Consider the following 20,794-nt stretch of genomic DNA (forward strand, 5'->3'; position numbering starts at 1 on the left):
GGCCGCTATACCTCGCTCGCTCAGGCTTATTTGTTTTCACCAAGTTTAGCGCCCGTTTACCTATCAAAAGATATTAACTGCCCATGTATTTAGCTCAGCACTGTTTTACCCCGTTCAAATCGGCTATCGATAGTTACGAGCTGCCACAGCGTTTTACCTTCCCGTTTTACTATGAGCCTCACCCGTTGTGTATATTGGCAGTCTCTGAGCTGCAAGAGTACCTGAGTACTCAAACTGATTGGCAACATAACTTTGGTTTAGAAGGTGAATTAAGCTCTGAGTCAGATAAAGCTATCGGCAAGATGTTTGGCGTGCTTATCGTGCGTAACTCAAGCGGGCAGCTTGGATATTTAGCGGCTTTTTCAGGAAAGTTAGCCGAGCAAAACTTACTAAATGGTTTTGTGCCACCGGTCTTTGATATGTTGGCCGAGGAAAGCTTTTTTCATGCCGGTATGCAAACACTAAACCAGCTTACAGAACAACTAAAAACGGCCCAGAATAATCCAGACGTTGCTAAGCTCAGTGCTGAGTTAGCACAATTACGCAGCCGAGCTGAAAGCGAGCTAGAAGCGATACGTGCGCAAATCATTGAAAACCGTAAAACACGTAAACTTCGTCGCATAGGCGTTGAAAGTCAACAAGATCCAGCAGCGCTAAGCGAGCTTAATGTGCAGTTAGGTAAAGAGAGCGTCGCCGAAAAATTCCATCTAAAAGCCACAAAGCAGCAATGGGATTCTCGATGCGATGAAGTCGCCAGCCAACTTAATGAGTTGCAGTCTGAAATAACATTACTCAAAGCGAGTCGAGCTCAACATTCTAATAGCCTACAAAAACAGATCTTTGCCCAGTATCAGTTTTTAAATCAAGCAGGTAAGTTAAAAGATCTCAACCAGATCTTTAAAGACAGTCCAACCGAGCAGCCACCAGCCGGAGCCGGCGAATGTGCCGCCCCTAAACTGCTGCAGTACGCCTTTAGCCATAAGCTAACGCCTATCGCAATGGCGGAGTTTTGGTGGGGGGTATCACCTAAGTCTGAAATCAAGCAGCATAAAAACTTTTATGGTTCATGTCAGGGTAAGTGCCAACCGATTTTAAGCCATATGCTTGACGGGATTGAGATGGATGAAAATCCATTACTGACCAATCCAGCAGAAGGCAAGTCGTTAGAAATTGTCTACCAAGATGAAGTCATGGCTATAGTTAATAAACCCGCTGAGTTTCTCTCGGTACCTGGTAAAAATGTCACCGACTCGGTATTTGCCCGCATGAAGGCGCAATTTCCACAGGCGACAGGTCCGCTTATCGTACACAGACTCGATATGTCGACCTCAGGTTTAATGGTGATTGCGCTAAGTCGTGAAGCCAACAAGTCTTTGGCGCAGCAGTTTATTGCCCGCACGGTAGAGAAACGCTATGTGGCTCAAGTATCAGGTGTTGTTAAGGGCGAACAAGGCGAGATAAATTTGCCACTTAGAGGCGATATTGATGACAGACCTAGACAGTTGGTGTGTACTGAACACGGTAAGCATGCGCTAACTCATTGGCAGGTAAAGTCTCGTAGCAACGACGCCACTATGTTGTATTTGTATCCGCACACAGGACGCACTCACCAACTTAGAGTGCACTGCGCTCATCATGAAGGCTTACATCTGCCAATAATTGGCGATGATCTTTATGGCAAGAAAGCCAACCGCTTACATCTGCATGCTCAGCGTTTAGTGCTAAACCACCCAGTTACCAGAGAAAGGTTAACTTTTGAAGTCGATGTCGACTTTGAACAAAACGTTTGATTTACAGCGTTCTGGCTAAGAGCTTTGCTCTAAACAGCCCCGTTTAATAGGCTGACATAAAGGGCTAACATAATGAGCTAACATAAAAATGTTAGCCCTTATTCGCAAGCCATGTGCTCCCAACGAGCGATGCATGACTTAATCAAGGTAAAAACGCTATCGATTAAGCAAGTGCAGGTTCTGCTTTAGCCTGTAACGCTTGTAGCGCCTGCGCCAACTTTTCAATTGCCACTCGAATGGCTGTTGGCATGGCATCAAACTCGACACTTAGTAGCAAGTTTTTCACCTCAAGCCCAAGCTCTGTATCGCCTTCAATGCTAAGTTTACGCTGGAAAAACAACGTATCAGGATCTTCTTTTGCCGCGGCGATCAGTAACAACTCTTTTGATTGAGCGGTAAAGGTGACTTCTGCATCTTGTAGTTGACGAACTTGCCATGTATCGGTGTAAGTCACTTCAAATGTCAGACCTAAATCTTCGATATTAATTGCCACCCAGCGACCCTCTAGAAAGTCTAATTCTTCATCGGCAGCTTGCTCTGCTAGCAATAAACCTAAGATGCGCTTTAGTAAATCTGCTTTTAGCGTAAATGGCACGATAGCTAATGGACGCGCAATGACTTTTGGCCCAATTTCGAGCACTTTATGAGCTAACTTGTGAGGAAAAAAACCTTGCATGTAAATATGTATCCAAAATGAGGCAAAGAAGCGAATATTACCTAGATTTTATGATCACAAACCTGTTTTACATCAAAAATATGATCTTCATTCCCTTTTAAACTCCTGTTTCAATATTTTTGGAGCATCCATATGGAATTACTGTGCCCCGCGGGAAATCTCGCATCCCTAAAAACCGCCCTCAATGCAGGTGCAGATGCGGTCTACCTCGGTCTGAAGGACGATACTAATGCACGGTCGTTTGCTGGTTTAAATTTTACCCCGAAGAAACTTCAGCAAGCCGCCGAATATACAAAGAAGTGTGGCAAGAAGATATTTTTGACCATCAACACCTTTCCTAAACCGGGCGAAGAAAGCCGCTGGTATCAAGCAATTGATCTTGCGGCAGATACCGGTGTTGACGCCTTGATCATGGCCGATTTGTCTTTACTCGATTACGCCCATAGCAAATACCCACATCTGCCCTTGCACCTTTCGGTTCAAGCAAGTGCAACCAACTTAGGCGCGCTTAAACTTTATAAACAAGAATTTAATATCGAGCGTGCTGTATTGCCACGGGTTTTGTCGATGAAACAAGTGCGCGATCTCGCTAAGGTCACTCCTGTCGATTTAGAGGTTTTTGCCTTTGGCAGCTTATGCATTATGGCCGAAGGTCGCTGCCACTTATCTTCTTACGTCACAGGTCAATCACCTAATACCGGCGGCTCTTGCTCACCAGCAAAGCATGTTCGTTGGCAAGAAGTCGGAAGCGATCGTTTAACTCTGTTAAATGATGTGCTAATCGACAAATCAGGCCTCGATGAGCAGATGGGTTATCCCGTAGTGTGTAAAGGCCGTTACACAACGACCGAAAATAATACCCCAAGTCATATTCTTGAGTCGCCAACAAGTCTTAACACTTTAAGCTTGTTACCTGAACTCGCCAAAGCCAATGTGGTATCGCTAAAAATTGAAGGTCGCCAACGTAGCCCAGCCTATGTAGAGCAAGTCACCAAAGTATGGCGCGCCGCCATCGATAGCTATATGTCTGCCCCTGAAAAATACCAGACTCAACGGGAGTGGGATCTAGCACTGGCAAAAGTCTCTGAGGGACAAACCACCACTCTCGGCGCGTACGAACGCAACTGGCAATAGTCTTAGGCTAAAAAGGACATATAATGAAAATCTCACTTGGCCCATTGCAGTATTGCTGGGAAAAACAAAAAGTTAATACTTTTTACGAGCAAGTTGCCCAAAGCAATATCCCAGTGATCTATTTGGGCGAAACGGTGTGTAGCCGTCGTCGTCAGCTTAAATTTGCCGACTATTTTGCACTCGCACAAATGCTCAGAGAATCAGGTAAACAAGTCGTGCTATCAACCTTAGCGCTGCTAGAAGCACCATCGGAATACACTGAGCTGCAAAAACATGTCGATAACGGCGAATTTATGATTGAAGCCAACGACATGGGTGCGGTACAAGCGGCTAAAGAGCGCAACTTACCTTTTGTCTGCGGTCCAACGGTTAATAACTACAACTTTGCGACATTGAAGAAACTGCAACAATGGGGCATGCAGCGTTTTGTCATGCCGATTGAGTTATCAAAAGAGTGGCTAACTCATGTTATCGAGGCAGAAAAACCAACACCTTTTGAGGTCGAAGTCTTTGGTCACGGTTATCTGCCACTTGCTCACTCTGCCCGTTGCTTTACCGCACGCCAGCAAGGCTTGCAAAAAGATGACTGCCAAATTGTGTGCCTTGCCAACCCCAAAGGGCTGCTGGCGCAAACAATGGATGACCAACCACTATTACGACTAAATGGTATTCAGACTCAATCGGCGAGTTTAATCGACCTATCGAGTGAAGTTGAGCAGATGAAATTGATGGGTGTCGACTATTTCAGGGTATCGCCAAATAGCCTACAGAGTATTGAAATCGCCGAGCAAATTTTATCACAACCAACAACTGATAAAACCTTAGCTTGTAACGGTTACTGGCATCAAGGTGCCGGTTTTGAGCAGATGTCAAACCCATAAATGACTAGACGGGTTAAATCAATTAGTAGTAATAATTATTTTTCACCCCTTTAATTACTAATACCGTCCACAATAAATAGGTGGCTAAGCCGGCCCACATTATAACCGCTGGCCACCATAATTCTGGGCGCGAGGATTTAACTAACATCTCGTTATAAAAAGCTTCATTCCCCTCAGTAAAGCCTAGCTCTAACCAAGGTAAAAACAAAAACGCACTCATTATAATCAAAGCCAATAATCCGCTTATTTTACTACCTAGGCTAAAGCGAACCTCTCTGTCTGCTACTAAAAAGCAGCCATAAAATAACAAACTGCAGCAAGCAAAAACAAAGAAATACTTAATCGCAATGACATGCAAGTGATAAACATTTATCGGAAAAAGGCCCATGGCAGCGAAAGAAAAATAACTTAAGCCAAGGCTAATGTAAAAAGGGAAACGCCATGAAGATTCACCGAGTTGTAAGCTCAATAAGCAAAAAAGCACTACACAAAGGCTGCCAAAAAACAATCCGCCATTCATAACCACAGCATATTGCGAGTGCCCGTAGTTACCTAGCTCACTTAACGTATGGTTCAAGAAGTTAAAGCCACTGCCGTCAAACTGCTCGAAAAGCGCTATTGATAAGGCTAGACCGAGCACCTGACCGAATATGCCAAGCATGCCAAACCTAAATGCTAACGTTGAAACTTTATTGTATTTCTGAACCAGCATAGTTTCCTATTTACTCTTTCATTAACACTAATTAATGTATCGTGAATTGTCTTAAAGTAACGAGCGCTGGCTCAGAGTTTTAAGAAACACTTAAGCCACTTTTACGTTGCCTATCTGTTATTTCTATAGTTTACCGATAACTAATTCAAGTAATTTATAACAATCCACACAAAAACAATCTAAAAATCATAGACTAAATAGACAATAATCCCAAAAAACGCTGTAAAAAAGTCAGTAAACTTTGTTATCCAGTAACTTGATTAAAAAAACGCTTCAAAAATTTTAAACGTTTGTATTAATAATATATTCTAACGCCTTGTGTTAATGCATTGTAATGATTAAACAATGCTTTTGCTGTCACAGGGACTAATAATGACAATTCAGCCAGCACGGTTAATCAACCAGGAAGTAAAGTTAACAGCAAATGACCAGCTTATATCGACGACCGATAGGCGCGGTGTGATCACCTATGTCAATCAACGTTTTGTTGAAGTATCAGGTTATAGCGAAGCCGAACTCATGGGGAGCCACCATAATATGGTACGCCACCCTGATATGCCCAAAGCTGCTTTTAAAGAGATGTGGTCAAAACTAGAACTTGGGCAATCTTGGCGTGGTGTTGTTAAAAATCGCTGTAAAGATGGTAAACATTATTGGGTTGATGCGTTTGTTTCCCCCTTATTTGATAAAGGACAGCTTGTCGGTTACCAATCCGTGCGCATGCAAGCAAGCTCCCATTTAATCAACCAAGCATCACTGATATATCAACGCCTAAATCAAGGTAAGCGAGTTGATGACCCTATCAGCCTAGCTAATAAAAGAGTCTTATCCGCGATTTGCGCTAGCGCAGGTTTATTAGCAGCTGGAGCATTTTGGGGCTGGGGAGTCATTGTCGCTGGTGTCGTCTTAATGTTGGTCAATTTAGCGATTTTTTACGATGAGGCCTTTAGAGTTCCAGCACGACTAATGAAAATGAAGCAAGACTATGACTCAATTAGCCGCTTTATTTACTGTGGTCGTGATACTTCTTCATTGCTCGATTTTCAGTTAATGATGAAAGATGCCAAACTTCAAGGTGTACTTGGGCGCTCACAAGACAACGCCGAGCATATAGAAGACATTGCCAGCCAACTTATTGCCGCAGCAGAGCAAACCCATGTAGGTTTAGATATTGAAAATCAGCAGATTGAACAAATTGCCAGTGCCACCGAAGAGATGGGGGCCACCATTAATGATGTCGCTAAAAATACTCAGTCGACATCAGACAGCGTGCAACAGACCTATCAAGTTTGCCACGACAGCCGTGAAAAGATGCAGCAAAATGCCCTCAGCATTAACCAGTTATCAGACTCTGTTGCTGACGCAGCCGCCAATGCACACCTATTAAATAAGGAAGCAGAGGAAGTTGCTAGTGCCATGTCAGAAATAGACTCCATCGCAGAACAGACTAACTTGCTAGCCCTAAATGCCGCAATAGAAGCTGCTCGCGCAGGTGAGCAAGGACGAGGTTTTGCAGTCGTTGCCGATGAAGTGAGAGCGCTCTCTAGCCGAACTCAACAATCAACAACCAGCATATCGAAAAGTGTCGATAAAATGTTCGCCATGTTGACCGAATGGTCAAAACAGATGGATAACAGCAAATCTAAAGCATTATTATGCAGCCAAGATGCTGAACTATCCGCTCGAATGGTCGACAACATCTACCAATCAATGAAAGAAATCCAACAATTAGCGTTACAAAATGCCGTAGCGGCTGAACAACAAACCTTAGTCGTCAGTGAAATAAACCAAAATATCAGTCAAATTAGTCAAGCGTCGAGTGAAAACCTATGCGCGGTTAACTTAGTCGAGGCTTCGGTGAAGGAGTTAAAGTTCAACGCCGAAAAAGCAAAATCTCTGAGAAAAACATTTAGTTAATTCTTCTTTAAATCCTCAAGTGGCCGTCACAATCTAAAGTTGATGGCCAAAACAAACCACAAGATAGCAACCGAAGCGCAACATTAATAAACATCTGTTTTAAAAAGATTTAACCATAAAAAAGTTTTGTGCTTTTTTGCAAACTTCCGATACAATATAAATAATCATATTGAGCTAATAACTATTCGACCGTAGTGAATTACACTAGTTAAGAATCGTAATAATATTGCTTAGATATTTTAAGGCGAATATATCGCTGACTAACAGTTGAATGGATATTCAATAATTTATCTGTTTATGCATAAGCACCAGTTTATTGTCATAAAGCAAAACTCGTTATTTAGGGTGTAAATAAAAGTGTCAGAACAAAAAACCCACAACATGAAAACAATACTCACGTTTATCGTGCCATCACTCATTGGCTTAATGCTATTTATGATGCCGATTAACTATAATGATGCCATTACAATTCCAATTGCTATCATCTCTAAGGGCTTACAAAACCTGTTAAGTGATGTGTTAGTTGGCGTGGTAACTGCGATTGTTATTTTCACCGCTATTGCTTCATTACTTACTAAGGTACTTAAGCCTCAGTTTATTGTTGAGCAACGATTTTTAAACTCGCTATTTAACGTCAGCCCAATTTGGTTGATCGTACGTGTACTTGGCGCCATTTTTATTACATTGACCTTTTTCAATGTTGGGCCAGAAGCTATTCGCTCTGGCGGCACAGGCGCTTTAGTCCTAAATGATCTATTGCCGGTATTGTTCTCAGTATTCCTATTTGCGGGTATGTTACTGCCGTTGCTACTTAACTTCGGTTTGCTAGAACTACTTGGAACTATGCTGACTAAAGTAATGCGCCCTATCTTTAATTTACCCGGTCGCAGTGCAATTGACTGTATGGCATCTTGGTTAGGTGATGGTAGCGTGGGTATTTTAATGACGAGCAAGCAATATGAAGCTCGCTTTTATACTCAAAGAGAAGCTGCTGTTATTGGTACCACCTTCTCTGCTGTATCAATCACTTTCTCATTAGTTGTGATCTCACAAGTTAAGCTAGAGCATTTGTTTGTACCTTTTTATCTAACTGTTTGTCTTGCCGGTTTTGTGGCTGCGATTGTTGTACCTAAACTACCTCCACTATCGTGGAAAAAAGATATCTATGTTGATGAAACGCCACGCCATGCAGATGATGAAATGATCCCTGCCGGTTACAACGTATTTTCTTGGGGTATGCATCAAGCACTAAATAAAGCTTCTGCAGCAGGCGGCATCAAGCACACTCTTATCGATGGTGTTAAGAACGTCGTAGATATGATTTTTGGCGTGATCCCTGTGGTTATGGGTATCGGTACTATCGCGCTAATGATTGCTGAATTTACGCCAATCTTTGAATACTTGGGTATGCCTTTTATTCCTTTACTAGAGCTATTACAAGTTCCAGAAGCGGCAGCGGCATCAAAAACCATTATGGTTGGCTTTGCTGACATGTTTATTCCTGCAATTTTAGCCAGCTCTATCGAGTCAGATATGACCCGCTTTATCATTGCGACCTTGTCTGTTACTCAGCTTATCTATATGAGTGAAGTAGGTGCACTTCTAATTGGTAGTAAAATCCCAGTTAATTTCTTAGAGCTATTCGTAGTATTCATTCTCAGAACACTAGTAACACTGCCTGTTATCGCAGGTGTTGCTCACTTAATTTTCTAAGCAAAATTGATTAAATAAGGAGCGAATAATCGCTCCTTTTTTTATGTCTAAGCCAAGCAGAGGTTTATAGCTGTTAGAATCAACTTAGTTGCAGCACGTCATAAAGCTGCCACAAATCGTTCATCTTGCCGTCAACAAGCTCTTTTACGCTAGCGCCATCACCCCCCTGATATGGCAAGTCTATGAGCAAGCAGCCACACGAAAAATCGCGCTTTTCATGCACTAATTCCGTTAGCCCTATCAACTCAGATATAGCATCGATTTGCGTTAACGCTATCTGGTTGTCCGATGTACATTTAGGTAGCAAAGACTGTAAAGCAGAGTATCTATTGCAGTTTCTACAACAACTTGAAACCGAATCTTTATACCTCGTTGGTGACATCTTTGATGTATGGGCGCTCAAGCGTCGTGTTTACTGGCCTGAGTCTCATAATAAAGTGCTGCAACAGTTTCTAAAAATGGCTCGTGATGGCGTAAAAGTGGTTTATATTCCTGGTAACCACGACGAAGTATTAAAGCCCTATAGCGGCTTTCACTTGTGGGATTTATCCATCTTTAATGAATATATACATTGCGGGGTAAACGGCCACAAATGACTGATGTTGCACGGTGATCAATTTGACTCAGAGGTCTGTATTGGTCGCGCTTATGCAAAGCTCGGTGATCACCTATACGATTTACTGCTTTTCTTAAATCGCGGCCTGCACAAAGTGCGCAGTCTATTGGGTTATCCTTATTGGTCGCTGGCTAGCTATGTAAAACTCAAAATAGGTAAAGCTCAGCAAGCAATTAACGACTATCAGTCAGCAGTCATTCGTTATGCTCGGACAAAGAATGTTGACGGGGTGATCTGCGGCCATATCCACCAGCCTGCAATCAAATTTGATAACAAAATACTCTACATCAATGATGGTGATTGGGTGGAAAACTGCACATTTGTCGCAGAGTCACGTCAGGGTGATATCCAACTATTTCAATGGCAACAAACTGCAGTGCTGATTAGCTCCCATCAGTTCCCCTCACAAGAAACATCAAAAAAGGTCAAACGCGTCGCATAATTAAAATGCTAATGTTCAAACCTACTCAAAATCTATTGCTATATTTCTTGTTCATTATTATGACAATAATCATGATATTTGCCGTCAATAAAGCCGCACAAATAAACTAAAACCCAAAGCACAGTCGTTAGCTAGATTACCACCGGTAAGTGCTATAACTAAACGATGATTGAGCTATTGAGCTAGCATCAATTTTAGCTGCTAGGTGCTTTAATCGAGCGTTCTTTATCAAAAGAGCTATTCATCGATAACCCTATATCAATAGCCACGCGCAATAAAAAAGCCAGTCACTGCTGACTGGCTTGTACGAGTATCTTAAAACATAAGCCTAGATGATTAAATCGCCCAGCCACCCATATAAAATGCGACTAAGCCAATCGTAATAGCCAGTACACCCAACTTAATTTGACGCCATTCACCACTGCAAATACGGCCAATGACTAACGTCACAAAGCCAAGCATAATACCGGTCACGATATTACAGCTTAAGATGATAAATACAGCGCAAGTTAGTCCCGCCATTGCATCTACTTTGTCGTTAAAATCAAGCTTAGTCACATTGCTCAACATCAACAAGCCTACATACATGAGTGCCGGCGCAGTTGCATAAGCAGGTACTAAGTAACTAAGAGGCGCTAGGAACATCATCAATAAAAATAGCAAACCAACTATGGTTGCTGTTAGACCTGTTTTACCACCAGCAGCAGTACCAGCAGCAGATTCAATATAAACAGCAGCCGGAGCGCCACCAACGGCACCAGCAAATATACTACTTACCGAATCAGAGGTAAGTGCTTTACCGCCACCAATAATATTGTCTTTATCATCTAACAACTCAGCTTGACCAGCAACGGCACGAATAGTGCCTGTTGCATCAAAAATGGCTGTCATCACAAGGGCTAATACGATAGGTAATACCACTGGGTTTAGCGCTCCCATGATATCAAGTTGACCAATAAGTGACTTGTCAGACATAAGGTCTGGTAATGCAAACAAACCTTGGTAAGTCACGCTTGGGTCAAAGATTAAGCCAAAAATAGATAAAGCGATAATCACCAACAAAATACCGCCTGGCATACCCCGGCGCTCTAAACCAATCGTCGCCGCGAGACCAATAACGGTTGCAATAACAGGTAAGCTATGAATATCACCTAAAGCGACTGGCAAGCCTGTCTCGTTTGCCACAATTAACTTGACGCTATTAGTAGCAATTAATAATAGAAACAGACCAATACCAATACCGGTACCGTGTGCGATACCTTTAGGAAGATTAGTCAGTACCCACTGACGTACACCCGTAACACTCACTAACGTAAATACGATACCCATTAAGAAAATAGCACCTAATGTCACAGGAATTGAGATCCCTTGACCGAGTACCATACTAAATGCGGTAAATGCGGTTAATGAAATTGCGCAGCCAATCGCCATCGGCAAATTTGCCCACAAGCCCATTAGCAATGAACCAAATGCAGCAATTAAACAGGTGGCAACAAATACTGCACCGGTATCAAAACCGGCTGCACCTAGCATATTCGGTACAACAATAACCGAGTACACCATGGCTAGAAACGTGGTTAATCCTGCGATAACTTCGCGTCTTAATGTACTTCCACGAGCAGAAATATTGAAGTAGCGATCCAGAAATGAATCGTTAGGAGTTGTAGCGCTTGCTTGAGCCTGATCAGACTTCATCATTGTTATACCTTTTGATCTCTTAAATTGGGCTAAACCAACTGAGCTCAGTTGGGGACAAGGCTATGGCAGGTAGAGCCCCGACTAACAATATCGGGTGAGAGATCCACTGACGCCTGTATAAGCGACAGTGACCTGCGAGCAAAAAATGCCTGGTAAAATTTACTCTTACCAACACAGCCTTTGTTGGCGCGGAGTTTACAGCAATCAAGTTCTCGGCAATAGTTTACTGCAAACTTTTTTGATAACCATCAACAAAAAATGCCTACTACGGTATCTGTAATAGGCATTATCGCTATCTTGCTTAAAAACAATCAGTGCAATTCGCTGCTTAACGACGTTTCTTGCCACCTAAAGCACGCTTTTTAGCTCTTTGTCTTTGAGCCGCTTTACTATTTTTACGGCTAGGTTCTTCCATCTTAGTTAAGTCTGGCTCAAAACCAGCTAACCACTGTTGTGGCAAACGTTTATCTAAGACTGACTCAACCTCTTCAAGTAACAAGGCGTCATCTTCGCTATAGAGTGTTATTGCTGTACCTGTATTACCTGCACGGCCAGTTCGACCTATACGATGTACAAAATCTTCGGCAACAAACGGGATCTCATAATTAACCACCACTTTAAGTTCAACAATATCCAAGCCACGAGCCGCGACATCTGTAGCCACTAAAGCTTTAATTTTTCCTTGCTTAAAGTCGTTAAGCACTTGCTCACGAGCTCCTTGTCCCAAATCACCATGAAACGCCTTAGTTTCAATGCCCGATGCAAGCATTTTTTCTGCAATCTGATCCGCAGTTTGCTTTTTACGACTAAATATAAGTACTTGGTGCCAATCGTTCTTATTAATTAAATGACAAAGTAGCGCAACCTTACGGTCACTATCGACGGCATAAACAACTTGCTCAACACTTCCTGATGCACTATTCGCCTTATCAACTTCAATCCGAAGTGGTTTATGGAGCAATTTTTTACTTAAGTCAAAAATTGCGCTGCTAAACGTGGCTGAAAACAACATGGTTTGCCGTTTTGCTGGCAGCTGTTTGAGAATAGCGCTAATCTCATCCATAAAGCCCATATCAAGCATACGGTCGGCTTCATCAAACACTAAATATTTTATCGTTGAGAGATGCAATGAACCGCGACGAACGTGATCTAATAAACGCCCTGGTGTTGCGACAATCACATCAACGCCTGCTGCTAACTTAGACGCCTGCGCATCGATACTCACCCCACCGTATATGACTAAACTGGTGATATCTGTATTTACAGCATATTGGTTAACGTTAGTACTCACTTGCACAGCGAGCTCACGAGTAGGCGTTAACACCAACACTTTTGGCTGCTTAGCTTCTTCCGTTGAATCAGACTTTGTTAGATCGAGTAATTGTTGCAATATAGGTAAAGTAAATGCAGCGGTTTTCCCCGTCCCTGTTTGCGCACTCGCCATAATGTCTTGGCCAGCTATAATTGCCGGGATAGCCTCAATTTGAATCGCCGTTGGCTGCTGATAGCCTTTTTGTGCAAGCACGCTTAAAAGTTTGTCACTTAAAGCAAGTGATGAAAATGACACGCTGACAATCCTTGAAGTAAACAGGTAAATTATGCTGAAGTTTACCAGAAAAAACACTGTAACTCGCAATGCTCATTGCGCTCAATACTCATCAAACTGCTGACAATCGGATATCACAAATTTTTTGAGCTTATTAAATCTGTTTTGCCAAACGTCAATTTTGACGACTCAATATCTCCAACAGAACCGCTTAACAGCGACATTTAGCGATCTCACTCACACTTTACAGATTAACCGAGCAACAAATAAACAATAGCGAGTTGATGATCACAGTTACCAAGTGCAAAAAGTAGACAATGGCGAGCTGTTTTTAAAGTACATTAGGTTTTACTGTTTAGTGTTCGAGTTATCACATCAAGCGTTATTATGGGTTCAAGCGTTGGGCTTTGTTTCAATGGCTATAGGTTGGTGGGCCAACGCACAAAAAAATGATCAGCAGTTGCTATCTGGTAATGTTATCGCCTCAGGGCTTACCGCCGCTCATCTTGGGTTACTTGGTAGTAGTTTGGGAATGATGAACCAGCTCCTTAACCTATTTCGTTTTGCCTGTAGCCGTCACTTCACAACATTAACTCAACGTCGAATTCATTGTTTGCCAGTGTTATTTGCCACAGCGGCGTTAGTTCAAGGCCTCACATTGGCTGAGCATTGGAGTGAATGGTGCGCTGTTGCGAGTGCGATAGTTATGAGCTTTGCCCTGTTTTACTGCGCTGGAGCAAAACTACGCTTTGCAATGCTGTTCAGCAATATGCTTAATTTGACACTATCAGCCTATCTTAGCTCTTGGTCTGGTATCGCTTATCAACTAGTAACCATTATTATTTTGACTTATAGCTTAGTGCCGCAGAAAACGGTTAGCTACGATTCAGAGCCTGCACTTTAAGTGCAGCTAACCGTTAATAACTGTTTTAAAAAACAACACTTCCATCTTTAAATATGTATAATCACAATCACTTAGCATATGGTGATGCCACCTTTGCAAAATATTTACAACTAATAAAATAAAGCAGTAGCTCAGCATGCTGCAAGCTCAAGGATCGATATGGATGATAGACGACAGTTTTCGCGGCTAATATTAACAGCCGACGCTAAACTGATTAGTACTCGAAAGTGCTGGCAAACTCAACTACTGGATATCAGCTTGAATGGGGCCTTAATTGAGCGACCTATAGGGCTCGAACTTAACGATAACGCGCTGACGCTTGAGTTTATGATCCATGACTCTGAAATTTGCATTCAAATGCAGGTGCGGGTTGTTCACCAAAGAGACAATCAACTAGGCTTAGCTTGCCAACATATCGATGTTGAAAGCATTAGTCACTTACGCCGATTACTCGAGCTTAACCTCGGTGATGCTTCATTATTAGACCGCGAATTAGAGCGCCTTTTTGCCTTAGATGGTAAATCTTAAATAGCATAACAAAGACAATAAATACAAAACACCGCAATAAATGCGGTGTTTTTATATCGTTAGTTAATTAACTCAAGTAATTCATGAATTGTCTTTATGGGAATAATCTTAGCGCCCGCACCTTCCATCGATTTATGGTAGTTGCGAAAAGGAATAAAGATTTCAGTAAAGCCATGCTGTACCGCTTCTTTTACCCTAGGTACGCCACTGTCAATTGGGCGTACGTCGCCATTAAGACTAAGCTCTCCCATAATGCAGGTAGTTCTTGGCACGACAAAATCATTTAAACTACTCAGTAATGCCGTCACTAATGCTAAATCGATACAAGTCTCAGACTCATCAATTTTAAGGCCGCCAACCAAATTAAAGTAAGTATCGTGAAATATCTTAGTCTTAGTATGCTTGCGTAAAATACCTGTTAGCATCTTAATTCGGTTCATATTCAAACCAACACATACACGTTGAGGGAACTCAGCTTCAGTTTCTGTGGTTAAACATTGAATTTCGAGTAATAGATTTCGGTTTCCCTTACGAATACAAGTGATCGCCGCCCCCGGAGATTCTGTGCTTGAGCCCGATAGAAATATCTCACTCGGATTATCGACACTGATCATACCGCGCTCTGTCATTTTAAAAATGCCCACGGTATCGACATCACCAAAACGGTTTTTGTTCGCTCTGAGGGTACGAACTTGACCATCATTACATTCAATATGTGTCAAACAATCTACTATGTGAATTAAGGTTTGCGGTCCTGCAGTTTCGTTATTCTTATTCACGTGAGCAACTAAAAACATAGTCACATTATTTTGTTTACAATACTGAGTTAATGCTTGGGCACTGCCCTTAACCTGCGACGGAGATCCTGGGCTACCATTAGCTAAATCGGTAACTACTGCCTGAATAGAATCAATAACCGCAAACTTGATCTTCTTATCTTCAAGCTCTGCAATAATCGCTTCGACACTGGTTTCGGCCATTAAGTACAAATTGTCTTCATTACAATCGAGCTTTAACCGGTTAACTCGGTTTTTAAACTGAGATAATGACTCTTCTGCTGTGCAGTAAAGCGATGGCATCAACTGCGACATACGCGATACGAGATCCGATAAAATCGTAGTTTTACCTGCTCCAGGATCGCCTGAAATAATATTAACGGAACCTGTTGTTAAGCCTCCACAAAGCACCCGGTCCAACTCGCCGATCCCAGTAAGCATTTTCTGCGCTTCAAACTCTTCAATTTCATTAAGCTTTTTTGAGCCGCCACCAACAGAACCAGCGTAGCCAGAAACGGCTGCTCGCGCTGGTTTTGCAGCCGAAATTTTAAGTTCGCTAATGGTGTTCCACTCCTGACAAGCACTACATTGCCCCTGCCAACGTGGAAAGTCCTGCCCACACTCATTACATACATAAGCTGTTTTAATCTTTGCCATAGCCCTGTCTAAATCACATAAAATCGGTAAAGTAATGCCAATATTGGCCGATACTAATTAAAGTTGGGATAGTCCCCTTAAAAGTTGCCTATGAGCCTATCAGCCATTGGCGTTTTTAGCATCCAAAAGAAGTGATTAATGACCTTAGATCTGCATAAAGCCCTAGTTGAACAGTTAAAACCGCTATTAATGGAGCCTGATTTTCAGGAACTATTTGAGCAGCTTACTTCTACAGAGACTAGCTCTACTCGCTTTTTGCTAAAAATGGAACTTAACCGCCTTGCTTCAATCTGTACCCGTAATATTGATTTACGCAATAAGACTGAACTTGAATGCGAGGAATTTGCCTTCGCTCAGCAACGTCACTATTTAGATGCCCCTGCTAAAGAAAGCTTTTTAGAAGCTATTGCCCTATACCGGGACGAATATACACTAGGTGTTTATGAGCAAGTTATTGCTAGCCATAAGCAACGCATTTTGAAGCTACGTAAAGCCAAGCAATTAAATATTGAAGCGAATATCTCGCCTTTTGTTGCCGATGGCGTTGTTTTAGGTAGTTATTTTGCGCGTAGTGAAGAGCGTATGAATTACAGTATGCGTATTAACGTCTCTCAAGCAGAGCAATCGTTAAATGGAATTACCGTCGACCTATCCGTTGGCGGCGCACGCATTCGCCTTCCGGCAAAGCATAGCCTAAAAACTTATCAACCTATTAGAGTTAAATTGCTGGAACTCAGTGATGAATATTATCATCACGATCTGCAACATGGTGTGGACTATCAAATCGTTGATGTCGAACAGAACAGAGAATATAGCTGGCTAAGACTCAAGCGCATATCGGGTTCAGAAGCTTTGAGCGAGATGCTCAAAAAGTTGATTATTGGCCATAAGTATCGTTATAAGGTCGACGTCAATGATGTGCTAACTAGCAGTAAAGGCCTTGGTTTTGAACGCTACTATCTGCCAAATCTGCCACATCTTCCTTTGTTTATTCAACAAAAGGTTGATAGTGAAACGACAACATATCAGCTGAGTCATGCTTTACTAAGCCGAGAAAACCAAAACATAAGTCAATATTTTAAAGATGAAGATGACATTAGCCAGCTAACTGCATTTCTATCGCCAACAAGACTTAAACATATTATTGAATCTGATGACGCAAGTGAGCATTGTCAGTTTTTCAGTTTTATTTTTAGTGCTCAAGGGGCTAAATATTACTATTCTGCGAGCTTAGCAGAGCTAAATAATAGCCGATTTTTGGCTCTGTTCTTAAGTTTTGCAGCAACTAAACCAAGCTTTAAGATGTTTAGGGTAACTAAGCAAACTATCGATCACCTACAGTCGTATAAAGCCTGCATCTTACCCGGAGACCAAGGTAATTATTCACCAAAAATTGAAGCTCAATTAGGCGCTTTTAGTCATGTACTACAAATTATTGATGTGACCAATCCAGATGCTGCAGAGCAATATCAAGAGTGGGATAAAATTCTAAAAGCTGATGATAACCCACCCAGCGTGAATGAGTTGAAAATCTTTGGTCAACAGAAAGTTAGCCAACATTTATTGAAGTTCATCTCATTGCAATTTAGTGAGCGACGCAATGAATCACGGTTTGCTTTTAAAACCGCAGTGCAGCTAAACCAAGGTAGCTTGAGCGCAATTGCCAGTACTGATGATATTTCGAGTCGTGGTATGAAGCTAACGCTCACAAGTCAGGCCGACTTTAATAGTGCGGAGCCGATTGCCATCAGCTTTCCAAAGCTACAAACACTTGCAGGAAAAGTATCATTACAGCAATTGCCTTACCGCTTACTACGAACTCGAAAAAATGGGGTCACTTTACATCTATCTGCAATAGTTGAGCACACTCCTCATGCAGGGGTTGAGTTTTTGAACCGACTCATTAGGCATAACCGTGAAAAACTAGAGCAGTTAACAGATAACAATCAGGACGGTAAAGAGCTCGCTGATGGCATGAAAAATATTGCGATGCGAAAACTTGCATCTTTACCATATTTTGTTGAACGAACAGAAAAGTCGGCACGGCTTTCAACATTAGGTATCGGTACTGAAAATAATGATATCGCAAACCTTTTTGCATCAAAAACTGACAACACACTCAGATATGATTTAAGTCCTTTGCTGCATGACGACAAATTAAAACGAGACTTTATTACTCCTATTAGAGCCGCAAAGCCACAATATGGCTTAACTCATTTTGAAGTTTTTGTGCAGTTGTCTCGTCTGTCACAAGGGAAAATCAAAGTACACTGTATTAGTGATATTGATTTGCCAGATAAAAAACAGCAAATTAATTTCATCAAACGCAGCCAAGAACTCGGTGAGTTTATCGCGCTACGAGTCTATCGAGGCGCAGCAGGTAAACCCGATCTCAATTACATACGTCGTGAACGAGAGTACTTAAGTGTCTATGCTTCACATCGAGCCAAGAAGCTCGAAGAGCAGCTATGGAATATTATTGGCGTTGGTGAGTTTTTAGATATTACTAGCGAAGTTATCATGCGTTATCCTGAACTTGGCTCTCAACAACGTCTAAAATAAAACAACTCTTAATTTCTATAAAACCGAGTAGGCAAACAACTAACTCGGTTTATGCTTAATCACTCGATACATATACCCTACAACCACGATATTAGTTACCAAGACCGCAAACGTTAATAAACCGGGCTTAGTAAAGAGCCCATAGATCTCAAATGGTAAGTAAATTGCGCCGCTTAATAATGCAAACCATTCGGTCCAAAGTAGGCTGCGCCAAAGGCCATATGCCTCGATAAAACGCACTGCGGCATAGAGTGCAGCTCCAGCCATGACTAAACTAAGATTGCTTGCACTGATTTTACCCGCTTCTGTAACCACTTCCTGTAACAGATGATTAGCTGGGTTTAAATGGGAGTGACTAATTAACGCCTCGACACACTGCTGCAAATTCTCGCCTGCTAGCTTATGTAAGCCAAAAATGACCATTACCGATAACAAGCCTTTTGTCGCCTCAAGTAAAGCAACTGCTTTTAGGCCTCTATTAACTACCAACATAATTACTTTTCTCTATACCAATGCAACTCAATGCCAAAGCATCTGGCTGGCAAATGCTCTCGCTTATAATTACGAGCCTTACAGGCCGCTATTTTATGCCAATATCACCAGCTTAGTGCAACATTAACCTAGTTTAATGTTGTTATTACTGCATACCTCAATAGTAGAAACTAAAAAAACTCCAATTTACAGAATTATTATTTGCCCTACAAAACCATTATGCTAGTTAAAACAACTATTTGGTGTAAGCCGTTCTGTGGCAATCATTTTGCTTAAACAACCAATATAGTTAGCATAGCAATACATGCGAGTGGATTTAAAATGCCTCCCTATACTGCTGCCACAACAGCTAACAATGTAACCCAAGCTTTTATCCATACGTTGACCATATTGACAGATTAGAAAGGTTTGGCTTGCAACTGCCATTGATGGATAAATAAGCATTAATGAATTTCTGATTAACTGAAGATGTATTTTTATTAATGAAGATGAATAGTTAATTAGCATCGTTTAATCCTGAGGTATAGTGCGAACTCAGGCGGTTTGCGCATAGAAAATGATGAAGGTTTGACAACGATCTAACATTCAACACACCAATAGCAAATCCCTTTAGTTACCCACTCAAACTATTGTATTATTTAATAATAGCTTTGAGCATCAGGCCCACTTAGGAACACCGGCAATGCTAGATTCATTTGTCTCAGTCATTACAGCTCTTTGGCAGCAAGATTTCGCTTTATTGCAAAGTCCTGGCAGCGCAACCATGATATACGTTTGCGTATTCACCTTAATTTGGCTTGAAAGCGCATTTCTTCCAGCAGCCCCTATGCCCTGTGATAGTGTCGTCATCTTATCAGGTAGTTTAGCCGCTGCCGGGATCATCAGTTTTCCTTTGGTATTTGCAGCACTCGTCATTGCTGGCGCGACTGGAAGTTGGCTCGCCTTTATACAAGGCCAATGGCTGCACAAATTACCTAAGATCCAACGCTGGATTGATGCCGTACCGGAAAACCGTATGAAGACGGTTGATAACTTATTAAATAAACACGGTTTATTAGCTCTATTTACCGCACGTTTTATACCGGTTGTACGCCCTTTGTTACCGTTAATGATGGGGCTACACATTAAGAAAGTATCTAATTTTCATTATTTTGCATGGTTAAGTGCCTTTATTTGGTGTGCATTATTACTGGGCTTTGGCTATGCACTGTCTTATCTACCTGAAGGTATTGCTCGAGTTGTAACTATGGTGCTAATCATTGCGCCATTTATCACACTTGGTATTGCCATAGTCAGCTTGCTTAGCCGTTTTATCATAAAGAAAAGACGCGCTAGAAAGCCGATTGTCAGTGAAATAATTCAAGAGGCGGTGTTACCGAAAGCGCAGCCAGTATTGAAAAAAACCATCAAGTAATCACCCAGAATAGCCGAGTAATTTAAGCCACCCAAGCGGTGGCTTTTTATATGTCCTTTCCAAGATAAAACCTTAAACTGTCCATCCCCCCTACTCACTAAACTCGTATCAATACACGCCACCAACATAAATAAATCTATGTATAACGCTGATATTTAAGTGCTTATATAAAGTACTAATTAGAGATAAGTACTTATGCAAAATATTATCTTTAAGTACTTATTTCAGCAGCTAGACTAATTTGGTTAACTACAGCACTACTTCAGATGCGAGACAAGTCTCAGCACTAAAGGCATATTGCTGTATTCATGAATGATTTAGCCAATAAGTAGCGAC

The 20,794-nt window shown here is 41.7% G+C and carries 17 protein-coding genes; 11 read left to right on the forward strand and 6 right to left on the reverse strand.

What is annotated here, in order from left to right; translation table 11 throughout:
* The first annotated feature begins 83 nt into the window (after positions 1 to 83).
* Positions 84 to 1,790, forward strand: coding sequence for an RluA family pseudouridine synthase (locus L2747_RS08490; protein WP_248998637.1), 1,707 nt, complete (start codon positions 84 to 86; stop codon positions 1,788 to 1,790).
* A gap of 163 nt (positions 1,791 to 1,953) precedes the next feature.
* Here the strand turns inward: L2747_RS08490 and ubiT are convergent, their stop codons facing one another.
* Positions 1,954 to 2,466 (reverse strand): ubiquinone anaerobic biosynthesis accessory factor UbiT, encoded by a 513-nt coding sequence (gene ubiT, locus L2747_RS08495; protein ID WP_248998638.1) that lies wholly within the window; start codon positions 2,464 to 2,466, stop codon positions 1,954 to 1,956.
* 132 nt (positions 2,467 to 2,598) lie between these two features.
* Here ubiT and ubiU point away from each other — a divergent pair, with 132 nt between their 5' ends.
* Both ubiU and L2747_RS08505 read left to right on the forward strand, forming a co-directional pair.
* Entirely contained in the window at positions 2,599 to 3,600 is a 1,002-nt protein-coding gene (ubiU, locus tag L2747_RS08500) for a ubiquinone anaerobic biosynthesis protein UbiU (RefSeq protein ID WP_248998639.1), read from the forward strand.
* A 23-nt stretch (positions 3,601 to 3,623) separates the two neighbouring features.
* A complete protein-coding gene (locus L2747_RS08505; RefSeq protein ID WP_248998640.1) occupies positions 3,624 to 4,481 on the forward strand; it encodes a U32 family peptidase in 858 nt (285 codons plus the stop codon).
* A 22-nt stretch (positions 4,482 to 4,503) separates the two neighbouring features.
* Here L2747_RS08505 and L2747_RS08510 read toward each other — a convergent pair whose 3' ends face one another.
* Complete coding sequence (locus L2747_RS08510) at positions 4,504 to 5,193, reverse strand: DUF998 domain-containing protein (RefSeq protein ID WP_248998641.1); 690 nt, start codon at positions 5,191 to 5,193, stop codon at positions 4,504 to 4,506.
* Between the two features lie 372 nt (positions 5,194 to 5,565).
* On the opposite strand from L2747_RS08510, the gene L2747_RS08515 reads away from it, so the two are divergent.
* The 4 genes from L2747_RS08515 to L2747_RS21490 all read left to right on the forward strand — a co-directional run bounded on the left by L2747_RS08515 (position 5,566) and on the right by L2747_RS21490 (position 9,881).
* The gene (locus L2747_RS08515; RefSeq protein ID WP_248998642.1) at positions 5,566 to 7,110 is read left to right on the forward strand and encodes a methyl-accepting chemotaxis protein; all 1,545 of its coding nucleotides are present in this window, start codon (positions 5,566 to 5,568) and stop codon (positions 7,108 to 7,110) included.
* A 381-nt stretch (positions 7,111 to 7,491) separates the two neighbouring features.
* Positions 7,492 to 8,823, forward strand: coding sequence for a YjiH family protein (locus L2747_RS08520; RefSeq protein WP_248998756.1), 1,332 nt, complete (start codon positions 7,492 to 7,494; stop codon positions 8,821 to 8,823).
* A 182-nt stretch (positions 8,824 to 9,005) separates the two neighbouring features.
* Entirely contained in the window at positions 9,006 to 9,419 is a 414-nt protein-coding gene (locus tag L2747_RS21485) for a UDP-2,3-diacylglucosamine diphosphatase (protein ID WP_346347778.1), read from the forward strand.
* A gap of 3 nt (positions 9,420 to 9,422) precedes the next feature.
* Entirely contained in the window at positions 9,423 to 9,881 is a 459-nt protein-coding gene (locus L2747_RS21490) for a UDP-2,3-diacylglucosamine diphosphatase (RefSeq protein ID WP_346347779.1), read from the forward strand.
* A gap of 336 nt (positions 9,882 to 10,217) precedes the next feature.
* Here the strand turns inward: L2747_RS21490 and L2747_RS08530 are convergent, their stop codons facing one another.
* Both L2747_RS08530 and L2747_RS08535 read right to left on the reverse strand, forming a co-directional pair.
* Positions 10,218 to 11,576 (reverse strand): NCS2 family permease, encoded by a 1,359-nt coding sequence (locus L2747_RS08530; protein WP_248998757.1) that lies wholly within the window; start codon positions 11,574 to 11,576, stop codon positions 10,218 to 10,220.
* Positions 11,577 to 11,907: 331 nt separating this feature from the next.
* Positions 11,908 to 13,146, reverse strand: coding sequence for a DEAD/DEAH box helicase (locus tag L2747_RS08535; RefSeq protein WP_248998643.1), 1,239 nt, complete (start codon positions 13,144 to 13,146; stop codon positions 11,908 to 11,910).
* Between the two features lie 337 nt (positions 13,147 to 13,483).
* Here L2747_RS08535 and L2747_RS08540 point away from each other — a divergent pair, with 337 nt between their 5' ends.
* Positions 13,484 to 14,029, forward strand: coding sequence for a YgjV family protein (locus L2747_RS08540; RefSeq protein ID WP_248998644.1), 546 nt, complete (start codon positions 13,484 to 13,486; stop codon positions 14,027 to 14,029).
* 159 nt (positions 14,030 to 14,188) lie between these two features.
* Positions 14,189 to 14,557, forward strand: coding sequence for a PilZ domain-containing protein (locus L2747_RS08545; protein WP_248998645.1), 369 nt, complete (start codon positions 14,189 to 14,191; stop codon positions 14,555 to 14,557).
* A 59-nt stretch (positions 14,558 to 14,616) separates the two neighbouring features.
* Here the strand turns inward: L2747_RS08545 and radA are convergent, their stop codons facing one another.
* Entirely contained in the window at positions 14,617 to 15,990 is a 1,374-nt protein-coding gene (radA, locus tag L2747_RS08550; protein WP_248998646.1) for a DNA repair protein RadA, read from the reverse strand.
* A gap of 138 nt (positions 15,991 to 16,128) precedes the next feature.
* On the opposite strand from radA, the gene L2747_RS08555 reads away from it, so the two are divergent.
* Entirely contained in the window at positions 16,129 to 18,552 is a 2,424-nt protein-coding gene (locus L2747_RS08555) for a PilZ domain-containing protein (protein ID WP_248998647.1), read from the forward strand.
* Positions 18,553 to 18,591: 39 nt separating this feature from the next.
* Here L2747_RS08555 and L2747_RS08560 read toward each other — a convergent pair whose 3' ends face one another.
* Positions 18,592 to 19,044 carry a DUF2127 domain-containing protein gene (locus tag L2747_RS08560; RefSeq protein ID WP_248998648.1) on the reverse strand — a complete coding sequence of 151 codons (453 nt, stop codon included), beginning with the start codon at positions 19,042 to 19,044 and terminating at the stop codon, positions 18,592 to 18,594.
* Between the two features lie 682 nt (positions 19,045 to 19,726).
* On the opposite strand from L2747_RS08560, the gene L2747_RS08565 reads away from it, so the two are divergent.
* Positions 19,727 to 20,458: a DedA family protein gene (locus L2747_RS08565; RefSeq protein ID WP_248998649.1), complete on the forward strand. Its 732-nt coding sequence runs from the start codon at positions 19,727 to 19,729 to the stop codon at positions 20,456 to 20,458.
* The last annotated feature ends 336 nt before the right edge of the window (positions 20,459 to 20,794 follow it).

This window comes from Shewanella marinintestina (assembly GCF_023283845.1).
GTDB lineage: Bacteria > Pseudomonadota > Gammaproteobacteria > Enterobacterales > Shewanellaceae > Shewanella > Shewanella marinintestina.

What these genes read in the sequence shown, in the direction of transcription:
- L2747_RS08490 (WP_248998637.1), top strand. Translation starts at nt 84, where the DNA reads ATGTATTTAGCTCAGCACTGTTTTACCCCGTTCAAATCGGCTATCGAT.
- ubiT (WP_248998638.1), bottom strand. Translation starts at nt 2,466, where the DNA reads ATGCAAGGTTTTTTTCCTCACAAGTTAGCTCATAAAGTGCTCGAAATT.
- ubiU (WP_248998639.1), top strand. Translation starts at nt 2,599, where the DNA reads ATGGAATTACTGTGCCCCGCGGGAAATCTCGCATCCCTAAAAACCGCC.
- L2747_RS08505 (WP_248998640.1), top strand. Translation starts at nt 3,624, where the DNA reads ATGAAAATCTCACTTGGCCCATTGCAGTATTGCTGGGAAAAACAAAAA.
- L2747_RS08510 (WP_248998641.1), bottom strand. Translation starts at nt 5,193, where the DNA reads ATGCTGGTTCAGAAATACAATAAAGTTTCAACGTTAGCATTTAGGTTT.
- L2747_RS08515 (WP_248998642.1), top strand. Translation starts at nt 5,566, where the DNA reads ATGACAATTCAGCCAGCACGGTTAATCAACCAGGAAGTAAAGTTAACA.
- L2747_RS08520 (WP_248998756.1), top strand. Translation starts at nt 7,492, where the DNA reads ATGAAAACAATACTCACGTTTATCGTGCCATCACTCATTGGCTTAATG.
- L2747_RS21485 (WP_346347778.1), top strand. Translation starts at nt 9,006, where the DNA reads ATGAGCAAGCAGCCACACGAAAAATCGCGCTTTTCATGCACTAATTCC.
- L2747_RS21490 (WP_346347779.1), top strand. Translation starts at nt 9,423, where the DNA reads ATGTTGCACGGTGATCAATTTGACTCAGAGGTCTGTATTGGTCGCGCT.
- L2747_RS08530 (WP_248998757.1), bottom strand. Translation starts at nt 11,576, where the DNA reads ATGAAGTCTGATCAGGCTCAAGCAAGCGCTACAACTCCTAACGATTCA.
- L2747_RS08545 (WP_248998645.1), top strand. Translation starts at nt 14,189, where the DNA reads ATGGATGATAGACGACAGTTTTCGCGGCTAATATTAACAGCCGACGCT.
- radA (WP_248998646.1), bottom strand. Translation starts at nt 15,990, where the DNA reads ATGGCAAAGATTAAAACAGCTTATGTATGTAATGAGTGTGGGCAGGAC.
- L2747_RS08555 (WP_248998647.1), top strand. Translation starts at nt 16,129, where the DNA reads ATGACCTTAGATCTGCATAAAGCCCTAGTTGAACAGTTAAAACCGCTA.
- L2747_RS08560 (WP_248998648.1), bottom strand. Translation starts at nt 19,044, where the DNA reads ATGTTGGTAGTTAATAGAGGCCTAAAAGCAGTTGCTTTACTTGAGGCG.
- L2747_RS08565 (WP_248998649.1), top strand. Translation starts at nt 19,727, where the DNA reads ATGCTAGATTCATTTGTCTCAGTCATTACAGCTCTTTGGCAGCAAGAT.